Source organism: Chitinophaga deserti (genome assembly GCF_003149455.1).
GTDB lineage: Bacteria > Bacteroidota > Bacteroidia > Chitinophagales > Chitinophagaceae > Chitinophaga > Chitinophaga deserti.
Genome location: NZ_QFFK01000017.1, coordinates 62,599 through 74,865, shown reverse-complemented (window position 1 = coordinate 74,865; position 12,267 = coordinate 62,599). Strand labels below are relative to the sequence as shown.

The following is a 12,267-nucleotide window of genomic DNA, read 5'->3' as shown; positions in this document are numbered from 1 at the left end:
TGGGCTATCGCTATGCGCTCTGAATCTGAATATTGGCTTTTTCTGCCCTGCGTCTTCTTCATAAAGGAAATTTAATTTAAACGTTATTAAATCCCTAAACTGTAAAGCCAATTTTGAAATAAGACAGTAACTACTTAGTCAAGCGGCAGGAATCAACCGGCAAAAAGCGGCATAATGCGGCAAAAATGGCCAAAACGGACGTCTGATTTTTTCCCTTCATACCGGCATGCTACTTTCGGGGTAACAAATACAGCATGAGGCAACGGCATCCCGGGATGGGCTGCTTATTTGAACGGCCTGCCGCGACTGGCAGCCATAGCCATCGTCATACTCCTCCTCTACGGATTCGTGTTGCCCGGCCTTATGCCCGGAGTTAACGGAAATGATCATTGGTGCATCCGGGGTACTTGCCAAAAGCATACGGAAACGGCTGATGCGTGTATGGGGCAAGATCGAAAAAAGCCGCACCCATCAGAGCGCGGCCTATTTCCTGCTTATCATACAAATGGGAAAACTACCCTCATTTTGCAGCCATGGCCTTCCGGAGTGCGGCTTCTTTCTCCGCATTCCAGTATGCGCAATCCAGCTCCAGTAGCACGGAGGTGTATGGCAGCTGCTCATCGGTTTTCAGAACCACCACGCGGAACATGCCCGCAGCGGCATCCAGTTTAGCAAACACGGAATCGTGCAGCATTTCCCTGATATTATTTCCTTTTAGCATGGCAGTGGCGGAATCCCGGAAAGCGGTGATCCCTGCGCTCTGCGATTCGCTGATATAATTTAACTCCTGATCGCGGTACAGAATAGGCTTCACATGGCCCGATGCTCCCACGCCGGCAAGCACATCTTTCAGCACAGGCAGCAATCTGCTCCCGGTGTTGATGTACGTGATGCCTTCCGCCTTTAGTTCCGGAAAAGCTTTATCCGCCACAATGATCCAGTTACGATGCCCCAGTAGCGGCAACTCTTCCGCAAACTGCTGCTGCCAACCGGGCCGTACGGTACTTTCCGGTGAGGTGGCTCCGCATGCCGCCAGTAAAGGCAGGGCCAGTATGAAGGATGATTTCAATATTCCTTTCAGCATCATTAAACCAGTTGAATTTGTAATGTTTCTCCTTCCTTCAATTGCAAGGGCTGGGTGAAGTGAAGGGTTACTTCCTGTCCGCTGCGCTCCAGTGTGGCGGGTACTTTCTTCCCGCCTGCTGTTGCCGTTACGGTGTTACCGCCGGCAACCAGTTTTAATGTGCGAAGCTGTAAAGCACCATAAGCCATGGCAATGCTGCAGCGTGTACCGTTACCGGCAGCCTGCTGGCTGTAAGTGCCCCAGCCTTCTGCCGCGGTAAAAGGCGCACGGAATTCCCGGCTCTTCCAGGCCGGCGCGAAGCGCAGGTAGCCTTTAGGACCATGATATTCGAAGCCGCAGGCGGTGATAAACGTACCGTAACTGGCCATGGCGCGGGCGTAGTGATCGCTGCACTCAATCTCGTTAAACGGATTGCGTTTGGCAGCATGGTAACGGTCGTGGATGGCGCGGGTCAGCACAAGTGCTTCATCCGTCATCCCTTCTGCCATCATATGGCTGGCCACCTGGTGCTCGAAGCCCGACATGCATTCATGAAAATACCCCAGCTGCCAGGTTACATTTTCCCCGAAAGGCTTCGCTTCATTATGCGGATTGGTATTCATGATCATACCGCCTTCTCCTTCCAGCGCATAAGGCCGGCCGCCGATGTGGGTTTTGATGTACGGCCCCACGTCCATGGTAAAGTTGTATTTCCAAAGCGATTTTAATGCAGAAAGGGTTTGCTGTTTATCCCACAGCCTGCCCAGCCCTACCTGGAACGCCCAGCTCTGCCCATATACCTGATCGATGTGGCAGGTATTGTAAGAGCCCAGCTTCTGACGGCCCTGCACGGCATCGGGCCGGTGAATGAAGTATTCACCGTTGAACAGGTGCTTCGACATATTGGCGTTGCCCTTTTCCACATAATCCCTGCAGCGGTCCGCAAAGGCTGTATCGTTTACCTCTTCAGCCATGAATTGCGCGGCACGTGCTGCGGCAATGCAAAGGCCTACGATCCAGGCGATCTCTCCTTCCCATACTGCGTCGAGGGTATTTTCCATGGGGGTATCGGTCATGCCATCGCCGTTCTTATCCTGTGCCAGCATGAAGTTGACGGCCTTTTTGATCTGCGCCCAGTTCTGCCGGAGGAAGCGGTCATCTTTACTCATCTGGTGTTCGCGGTAGATGCGCAGGATGGTTCCTGCTTGTCCGTCGATAGCCGGACGCCCTTCATATTCCGCGCGGAAGATGATGCCGCCGTCTTCCTGCATGGCATTGCCGAGGTCGGTACGCTGGCGGGTATCGCTTTCCAGCGACGGGAAGATGCGGCCCATGGCCTGTGCGTATTGCCATACGTGGGTACAGGTTCCCTCACAGGCGTTCACGCCCTCCCAGCCCCAGAAGCGGCCATCCGCAAAGCGGTAGGTATTTGCCGTGGCAATGGTGCCGATGTTGAGCAGTGCACGCTCCAGCAGCCAGTGCGGCAGCGTGGAGTCGTAATAGGTTTTATGCCAGCGGAGGGTTTGGCCCCAGAGGTCTTTGAATTTAGGAGCGAGGTAATCGGCCACAGCACCTGCGTCTTCATACAAACTGGCATAGCGGTATCCTTTAGCTGCATCCTTCAGCCGCGAAGTTTTTTTCAGCGGATGGTTGAAGTGCCAGGTGAGTACGAACTGTGCCTGCAATGTGCCACCGGGTGCCAGTGTTTTAGACGGGGCAGCAATGGAAGCCACCAGCTTTTCATCTGCCGCTGCTTCCGCTTTACCGGATTGCGCCGTGAAGAACGCGGCGTTTACCGGCCACGGATTAGCGCCTGCATTGGCAATACCGCCTTCACCTATATAAGTGATGCAGGTAGTGCCATCATCCGGACGGTCGGCCGCGCCGCTGCTTTTGAAGCCGGACAGTACGCGCGTATATCCGTTGCCTTTATGGGCAGTATTGTATTTCTCTCCTTCTCCTTTCTTAGCAGTGATCTTCCTCGCACCGTTTTCCAGCCATCCTGCAATGGCCGCACGAACGGGCTGAGCTGAAGTGTTTTTAATGCTGATATCGAAAATGGTGGCGGGAAGCCCGCTGTTATCCGCATCCAGCGGGATGAAGATGCCACCTGCACGCAGGGATACTTCCAGCGGAAAGCGGCGGTGTTTATAACGTACGGTGGCTATTGGGTAAGCGGCTTCGAAGCTCACTTCTTCCCAGTCTTCCTCCCGCAGTTCGGAAATAAAGGTTTTACCGCCAAACTCAGCGATCACGGCAAAGCCCTGATCCAGCACACGCCGGTTGGCTGCTACGGCAGGTTCCACATAACTGGCGCCATCGCGGTTACGGATCTGGCGTTCCGCCACACCATCGTTCCAGAGTACGGTTTTAGGATCAATACCTTCCCGTTCATCGTTGTAAATGCTCCAGAGCCATAAGCGGCCATCGCCACCGAGGTACACGGTGCCGGTGTGTAAGCCACCTGCCGGCATGCCGATGTAACGCAGTTCGTTCTTCGCTTTGGTGTAAACGGTAGGCTTACCACGTTCGTAGAGCGAGCGTACCCAGGCAGCATCCAGTCCTTTGTTTTCCGGGATGTTGTGTACCGGCAGTAATACGCCGGAATAAGCTTCCCGGGGCTGTGCCAGTGCTTCCAGGCGGAAGGCGAATAATCCTGCGGCAGCAAGCCCGGCCTGGCGAATAAAATTCCTTCTTTCCATAGTCTTTTATTGGTTCGGCTACAAGGGCAGCCAGTACTTGAATCCTTTGTTCCTCACCTGTTCCCAACTTTGCGGCTCGTGGCTATAGCCGGTACGTACGGGGTCAAGTGCAAGGTCGGCGCTTTCAAAAGTAAGTACATCTGTATAATCCTGCCCTATAACATTTTTGTATTTGAGCGTGAGTGTTTTTAAACGGGGATCATAAAAGTTTTCTTCGCTGGCTACCTGTGTGGTTGCATACTGAAACGTATAATAAGGGAAATCAGTATTCCCCGGCAAAATAGGTTCCATGCGGTAAACTCCAAAATTACGGTCGATGAGGCTTAGTTTGTTATACATATAGCCCGCACTGTGGAAGCCGAATACTTCGAAACTCCAGGCACTGGTTCCCCAGATCATATACTTATCATTCAGCAAAGGATCGTCGGTAATGCTTAACGGAGTGATGTATTTGTATTTCCGAGCCCTGCCATCCGGACTATTCTCTCCCGGGTTACCCATCAGCTGAACGGAGCGGTACCTGCCGGTAGGGATCTTGGGGATGGGGAGGCCCGACCAGTTCACGGTTTTATCTTTATTCACCAGCAGCCCTGCGATCATAAACCCGGTGTACTGGCGGCTGAGTGGTACGTTTTCGGCACGCACGATCTTCAGCGGGAAGGCGTAATCTGCATACTGCGCCATTTTCTCCCTTTCCACCGGCACGGTAAAGATCAGGGAAGACGAAGAAGTGCCTTTGGGGATATCCACTACAAAGCCCTCCTCCTTATCATCCCAGGGGATGTTGGAGGTATAGGCGGTAGCCGGGGGAATGGCCTTATTAGTGTTCTTCAGGATATTGAAATCTTCCAGCGTTTCATGATCAAAGCCTACAACCAGCCGGATGTTCTGTGCTGCAGGCAGCGATCCGCCGATGCCTACTTTAAACTTGATCTCCGCCATAAACGTTTTACTGTCGATGATGGTATCGGATTCATATTGCTCGTTGAGGTATTTGAGGGTGTCCACGAAGGTATGCACCTGTACATCGGCAATCTCCCTTTCCGTGGCGGAAGTGGATTCTGCGGAAATGATGTAGGCTTCCTGTTTGAAGAACTCCTTGTTCTCATAGTCTGGCTTACCACAGCTGTGCAGTGCGGCGGCGGCAATCAGGAGGATATATAAGTTGTGAATGCGTTTCATGATTGTGGATTTTAATTGTTCTACCATCCGGGATTCTGCGTCATGGTGCCCCAGTGATTGGCTACTTCCTGGAAAGGAATGGGGAGGAAGTAGTTTTTGGGCCGGAAGATGTAACCATCTATCACCGCGCGGTCGTAAAAGCTGCCATCGGGCGCCAGGTAATTACATCCGTATACCAGTCCGCCCATACCAAGGCTGTTGCCCCAATTGTCGCGGGCCGATTTACCGGCATCTTTCCAGCGGCGGGAATCAAAATACCGTTTCCCTTCAAAGGCAAACTCCACATGCCTTTCCCGCTTAATGCGTTCGCGGATTACTTCCTTACTGTCTGCAGTATATCCCGGCAATCCTGCGCGGAAGCGCACGAGGTTGAGATATTTCAGGACATCGGCATTTCCCGGGTCAAATTCATTGAGGGCTTCTGCGTAAGCAAGATAGATCTCCGCGAGGCGCAATACATGATAAGGCTTATCGCTGCTGCCATAGGCGCTCACATCATCTTCCGCCACCCATTTCACGATGGGGTAGCCGGAGCGCGTGGAAGGCCTGTCTGACTGCAGGAAACCATCGAGGGCATTGGCCTTATAATCGGCATAATAGAGTGTGCCGTTGTTCTGCACGTAGCCTTTGCCTATGAAGCCCATGGTTGCATAGAACCTTGCTTCGCGGTTCAGGACGCGGCTGGGGACTTTGGCATTTACATTAGAGAGTTTAAAGCCGGTGATGATGGGCGTATGCGCCTCTTTGCCATTACCGCTGATGTAGTAGGCATCTCCGTTATCAGAGATCCCGACATCGTTGTACAATGCCCTGTCTTCCTCGTCAATGGTGCGTCCGTTGTTCATGAAAAACGCATCTACCAGCTTCTGGGTGCCGCTCACCATGGCAGTCATAATCGCTCCTTCCCCATTGTTATAGTTACGGGGAAAGCCCAGGACAGAGAGGTTAGAGCGTTGGTTGCCCAGGCTCACCATCCAGATCGCTTCTTTGTTCCAGTACGATTTACCGCCGCTGAACAGGCCTTTGAAACTACGGTAAGGATCGATACCGGCAGGACCATTGGGCCAGGCCACATCGTTACCGGGGAAGTTACCCAGCGGTACGGTTACATATCCGGCGTTGGCGGGAACAGTGTATAGTTCAAATTTACCGAGGTCGATAACGGCTTTGGCAGCTTCTGCCGCTTTGCGCCATTTATCAGGGTCGGCCGTGGTGCTGAAGTAATTACGCCCTTTCGAATCCTTGAATCCGTTGTAATCGGGGTTGCCGTTCACGAGCGGGCTTGCATCCCACAGCAGCACGGTGGCTTTCAGGGCCATCGCTGCTTCTTTGGAAGGGCGCCCTGCTTCTGCGGCAAGGATGCGCTCGTTTTCCGGAAGGGTGGCAATGCATTTATCCAGTTCGGAAATGATGAAATTCACACATTCCTCTTCCGTGTTACGGTTGGTAGGCAATGCTTCGGTATTGGAATAGTCGATGGTTTTGTCAACGATCGGGAAAGGCCCGTACAGCTGCAGCATCTGGCTGTAGTAATAGGCACGGAGGAAGCGGGCATCGGCCGCATAACCTTCTACTTCGCCGGGCACCAGCAGCTTATCGTTCGCCTTCTTATAGTTTTCAAGGAAAAGGTTGCAGGTGCGTACCGCACGGTAAAAATGCCCCCAGTAATTATACAGCACATCGTCTGCATTGAACTTTCCCTGTGCAAAAATCAGGTTTCTATAATTATCACGCCCGGCGTGCCCTTCGTCGTTATTGGTATTGAAAGGCCAGGTGTTCACCATATCCGTATAGTTCGGGATATGACCATAGCAGGCAGCCCATGCTTTGCGGATATCCACACGCTGGGTCCAGATATCGTTGAGATTATTTACTTCGTGCAGATACTCGTCGGCCTCCAGGTATTTACAACTGATGGTTTGCATCGAGAGCAGCACGATAGCTGATATTTTCAGAATGCTGTTTTTCATACACATTGTTTAAAGGTCAAATCCAATTTCAAGTCCCAGGGAAATCGTTCTTTTCAGCGGATACGCATACGATTCATATTGTTCGGGGTTCCAGTCTTTAAATCGCGAGAAGGTTATCACATTGTCGCAGCGGCCGTAGTAGTAAATGCTTTTAAAAGGCGATTTACTGGTGCGGGGTGTCCAGTTGTATCCCAGTTCCGCATCGGCTATCCGCAGGTAGGATGTTTCCCGCAGCCAGAAAGTGGAGGTTTGCGCATTGTTCTGATTTTCTGTACCGAAGCCAAGGCGGGGATAAACAGCATCTAAATTCTCGGTAGCGGCACTTCCTGAATAAGAAGCAGGGGTATAATGATTTTTTACAGCTGCCACATATACGGCGCCGTTTTCATTACCGCCGGCGTTATAGGGGTTAAACGGTATCCTGCCGCCGTTGATGGCCCGGTACATATTGAATTTGCCGATGGCGCGTGTGGCAAAGGTCCATTTCTTATACCGCAGGTCTATGGCAAGGGAGTAGCTCCATTTGGGATATACATTACCCGTCCATATCCTGTCGTTCGGAGTAATTACCCCGTCGCCATCAATATCTTTATACTTGATATCGCCGGGCATCACCTTGTTCCAGGTTTGCACCGGACTGTTATCTATATCTTTCTGATCCCGGAAAAGCCCCAGGGCAATGTAGTTCAGCGAACGGCCATAGTCCAGCCCGATACCGCTCTGGTACGCTACTTTAGGATCCAGCTGGCCGTTTTCGATGATCGTATTCTTGTTGTAGCTGATGATCCCTTTGATGTAACTGATCTTAAAATTGCCGAAGGATTTAGCATAGGTAAGGTCGATATCCACCCCTTCCGATTTCGTTTTACCAAGGTTGGCGCGGGGGATGGCAGGCAGGCCGAGGGTGGCCGGAAGCCTGTTAAGATCGATGAGCTGATCGTTGTTGACATAACGGTAAGCATCCACGATCACTTTCACGGATCTGAAAAGCCCGATCTCCGCACCGAGGTTCAGCTTCTGGTTGCGCTCCCAGGTAAGGTTCAGCTGCTCGAGCCGCTGCTCTCCCACACCGGGGATGAAGACGCCGCTGCCTGCCGCACGCCCGAAGCCGAAGATATAACCATTCACCGGGCCGGATGTAGCCATATACCCGAAGCGGGAAGCATTACCGGATGACCCTACCGAGCCGTAGGATACACGGAACTTCAGGAAATCCACCACATCTTCGATACCGGTCCAGAATTTCTCAGACGATGGTACCCAGCCGAAGCCGATGGAGGGAAACGACGACCAGCGTTTGTCAGGCGTAAACATCTGCGAGCCGGAAGCCCCGAAGTTGATATCGGTAAAATAGCGGTCGTCCCAGCCCAGCGTCATCCTGCCGGCTACAGATTGCTCCCTTGCAGGCAGTGCGTTAATGAGCAGTGTGGCGCCGGAACCGCCGGGTGCATCTGTCAGGAACTCACGCTGTTTGTACAACATCAGCCCGGTTACTGACAGCTTATCGAAAAAAGTACGGGCATAGTTGAGGCTTCCCTGCAGTTCAATCACACGGTTGCCGGTGGGTGATTCGTATACGAACGACATCTTGTCGTCGATATCCGGGGTTTTATTGATGGTCACCAGGTTGCCCTGCTCATCGCGGCCGGAGCCCATGTAACTGTTGGCGAAGTCTGGCGCATGGCGCTGGTAGTTTTTCTGGTACCTATGCGCATAGAAGTTGCTCTTGGTGAATGATGCGATCCCGTTCAGGAAAAGGCCCGGCGTCACAAAGTCCAGCTTCTGCGTAAGGTTGATGTTTGTAGACATGTAATTCTCATACCGCTTCACGAAACCGGTCTTATTCAGCAGCGAGTAGGGATTAACCATACCGGTTGGCTCTTCCGGCGCGGTGCCGTTGGAATATTCCGCGGGGTACAGCGTAGGGTTCACCATGTTCATGATCGGCAACAAATAGCCTACGCCCTGCCCCGGCTCTGTGGTGGTATTATACCTGCCGTCGAACCCCAGGCCCAGTGTAGTGGAAGGTGTAAGGTCTGCCTTCAGGTTGGAGCGGAAGTTGAACTGGTTATAGTTGGCGTTATTATCTTTCTTGGTGTTGAACATGCCTTTCTCACTATAAAAGCCGCCCGACATATAATAGCTTACCGCATTACCGCCGCCGCTGATGTTGAAGTTGGCGCGGTTAGACCGGTTGTTCTGCTTCACCATGGTTTTATACCAGTCCACATTCGGATAAAAATCCATATCGCTGTCTGCGAACTTCGCAATTTCCGCTTCGGTATACATGGGCCGCTTGCCACGCACCGCCAGCGCTTCGTTGCGCATCTGTGCGTAAGTAGGCGCATCTACCCAGTCGGGCTTATAAGTAGCGTTGTTGACGGAAGACGAAGCAGAGAGGCGGATGGTAGGCCGGGAGGCTACTTTACCCGTTTTGGTGGTAATTACGATGATACCGTTGGCGCCTTCCAGCCCGTATACCGCGGTAGCAGAAGCATCTTTCAGGATGGAAAAGGTGGCGATGTCATTAGGGTCCACATCATCGATGTTCCTGCGCAAACCATCGATCAGTACCAGTGGCGCCGAGTTGCCGGTAACGGAATTGATGCCGCGGATGATGAAGGAAGCGCCATCCTGCCCGGGCTGGCCGGATTGCTGCACGAAGGTAACACCTGCTACCCTGCCCGCGAGCTGGGTGGTGAGGGAGCGTGTGGGGCCTTTCAGTTCGGTAGGGTTCACCGTGGTGATGGCGCCTACCACGCTTACTTTCTTCTGCTTTCCCGTTCCGGTTACTATTACTTCGTTCTGTGTAACGCTTTCCAGTTCCATGATCACCGGGTACTTCCGGAGGCTGTTTGCCGGAATGGTTTTCACCTCTATCTCCGTGGTTTTATAACCTACGGAAGAGAGTATCAGTGTAGAATGGCGGGGGATGTTGCTGATGATGAAATAACCATTCTTGTCGGAAACAGTACCTACCAGCGGATTAGCTTTCTGGTAAATACTCACGGAAACGATGGGCTGGTTCTGCAGATTGGTGATGGTACCGGCAATGGTTACATTGGGGCCCACACTGTCTTTAACAGCCAGCTGAGTCGATCGTGGCGTTTGGAGGGTAACGAGTTTGTTGGCATTTACGCGGAAGGAAATGTCCGTAGGTTTAAGGACGGCATCTAAAACGGTGGTGATTTCGCCTTTCCCGGTGTAACTGCCCGCGATCCTGTCGAATGCCGGATCTTCGGTATAGAGAAAGCGGTAGGCGGATGTTTGCTCAACGTATTCGAGCACCTGCCTGACCGTCTTCTTCCCGCCGGGAATGCCTATCTGCTGCGCATGCGCGCCCTTGAGAGGGCTCAGGCATAGTATGACAATCATATACAGCAGAAGTTTGCAGCATTTTTTCAAAGTCATGTCAATTTTGGTTTTTAAAATGATCATATTAGGCAACAGACGATACCTGCGGCATTGCGTAGCCGCATCATCTCATGTATGTAAAGCTGTGTTGATATACTAATTCGTCTTGCCGGGACGCGGAATACCTCCTCTGCAGGTATTTACTGGCTGATATAAATTTTATGGCCTGAACTGGTGTACTGAAATGGTATGGTCTGCTGTAGCTCAAGGATGATCTCGTGAACGGATTCGTCGGAGAATGTTCCTGTTATGCGTATATCCTGAAACACAGGATCGTTGAAATAGATATCTGTATTGAATTTGCGTTGCAGCTCATTGGCCACGTCGCGGAAGCGGGCTGCTTTGAACACCAGTTTATTCTTCATCCAGGCGGTTTCATCGAAACTACTGTCTGTCTGGTTAAACATCACCTGCTGCAGCGATACGGTTTCACGCTGCTTTTCCTTACTTACGGCGGGTATGCCGGATAAATCGTGCTGCTGGCTGATGGTCACTTTCTCTCTTGGCCGCATCATTATTACCCTTTCAGGGTCTTTAGCAGAAGTGAGCTGGATGGAACCTGTAAAAAGCGAGGTTTCCACCACGGAGTCTTCCGGATATGCTTTCAGATTGAAAGTAGTGCCCAGCACCTTTACATCCACACTGCCTGTTGATACGATCATGGGCATACCAGGGTTCTTTACCACATCGAAGTACGCTTCCCCTTCCAGCCTGATCTCCCGGTTCTTTACCCCGAAGTCTTTATTATAACTGAGGCGGCTGCCGGAGTTGAGGGTAACCACCGACCCGTCAGGCAGGTGCACCGTTGTTTTAGCACCGCGTTCCGTATTGATCTTATTGTACAGGGGGCCATTAGCGCCCAGCTGTGGCAGAATGAAGAAGAAGATAATAGCCGCCGCATTTACCAGTCCGGCGATGTAAAACTTCGCATAACGTTTGAAGTGGGAAGACTTAGCCGCCATTATCACCTCATCGGCTTCTTCCACTTCTGCCGGGGCAGGCGCCTGTGCCGCCAGGGCCTTCTTCAGCCGCATTTCACTTCTTTTCAGTGCATCCTCATCTTCCTGGGCCACTACCTCCAGTCCGTACACGGCATGGAGGATCTCGCTCTGCTGAAAGTCGTGCTGATAGGCTTTCAACAGTCCGTCGAGCTCATGCAGCTCCTGCTCCGTGATCTCGTGACTGAATTTTTTAGCGAGTAGTTCCCAGATTCTGTTCATTGGAAAAATGCCGGTCGTTTAATAGTAGGAGTGATAAAAATGCCCGGCACCCTTAAAAGAAAATAAAAAAATAATCAGATAGTGGAAAAAGTAATGGCTTTGCCCAGTTTTTTGATGGCGATACCCATCTGGGCTTCCACGGTTTTAGGGGAGAGATTGAGGATTTCCGCTACTTCGCGGTATTTGAAAGACTGCTCTTTCACCAGCTGGAACACCAGTTTGCATTTGGGCGGCAGCTGGTTGATGGCTACGTTTATGCGGTGCAGCATTTCGGAAGAGATGAGCAGATCTTCCGGTGAGCGGGCCAGATCCAGTTTGAAATCGTCTATCTGGTCCAGCGGGTCCGTAAGGTGCAGCTGCTGTTTGAGCCAGGCGAAAGCTTTGTTACGGGCGATCACGTACAGGTATACTTCCGGGTTGCGGACGTCGGCCAGCTTATCGCGCCGCTGCCAGAGTTCTACAAACACATCGCTGGCCAGCTCTTCTGCAGATTCGCGGTGCTTGGCGAGGGAAAGGATGAGTTTGAAGATGCGGTTGAAGTAAAGTCCGTGCAATTGCATCAGCACGGCTTCCCCGCCTGCCTGTGGCAGTAGCTGGAATAGAAACGCGGCATCTGATTTTGCTGTCATAACGTTTGCTTCAATAACCTGCGGTAACGGAGAGGTGTAACCGGCAATAAATAAAAGCTACCTGCATTAAATTGGCAAGCGTTCAGC

At 52.0% G+C, this 12,267-nt stretch carries 7 protein-coding genes; all 7 read right to left on the bottom strand.

Translation table 11 applies throughout. The features are described from left to right. Positions 1–520: 520 nt before the first annotated feature. The gene (locus DEV76_RS25490; protein WP_109700786.1) at positions 521–1,087 is read right to left on the bottom strand and encodes a hypothetical protein; all 567 of its coding nucleotides are present in this window, start codon (positions 1,085–1,087) and stop codon (positions 521–523) included. Beyond that, positions 1,087–3,765 carry a GH116 family glycosyl hydrolase gene (locus DEV76_RS25485; protein WP_109700785.1) on the bottom strand — a complete coding sequence of 893 codons (2,679 nt, stop codon included), beginning with the start codon at positions 3,763–3,765 and terminating at the stop codon, positions 1,087–1,089. Before DEV76_RS25485 ends, DEV76_RS25490 begins: the two co-directional genes overlap by 1 nt. A gap of 18 nt (positions 3,766–3,783) precedes the next feature. After that, complete coding sequence (locus DEV76_RS25480; protein ID WP_157963116.1) at positions 3,784–4,947, bottom strand: DUF1735 domain-containing protein; 1,164 nt, start codon at positions 4,945–4,947, stop codon at positions 3,784–3,786. A gap of 20 nt (positions 4,948–4,967) precedes the next feature. Then, positions 4,968–6,917 carry a RagB/SusD family nutrient uptake outer membrane protein gene (locus tag DEV76_RS25475; protein ID WP_198652251.1) on the bottom strand — a complete coding sequence of 650 codons (1,950 nt, stop codon included), beginning with the start codon at positions 6,915–6,917 and terminating at the stop codon, positions 4,968–4,970. Between the two features lie 9 nt (positions 6,918–6,926). After that, positions 6,927–10,292, bottom strand: a complete 3,366-nt coding sequence (locus DEV76_RS25470) for a SusC/RagA family TonB-linked outer membrane protein (RefSeq protein ID WP_157963115.1) — start codon at positions 10,290–10,292, stop codon at positions 6,927–6,929. A 179-nt stretch (positions 10,293–10,471) separates the two neighbouring features. Beyond that, positions 10,472–11,551: a FecR family protein gene (locus DEV76_RS25465; RefSeq protein WP_109700781.1), complete on the bottom strand. Its 1,080-nt coding sequence runs from the start codon at positions 11,549–11,551 to the stop codon at positions 10,472–10,474. Positions 11,552–11,625: 74 nt separating this feature from the next. Next, positions 11,626–12,180 (bottom strand): RNA polymerase sigma factor, encoded by a 555-nt coding sequence (locus tag DEV76_RS25460; RefSeq protein WP_109700780.1) that lies wholly within the window; start codon positions 12,178–12,180, stop codon positions 11,626–11,628. Positions 12,181–12,267 lie beyond the last annotated feature (87 nt).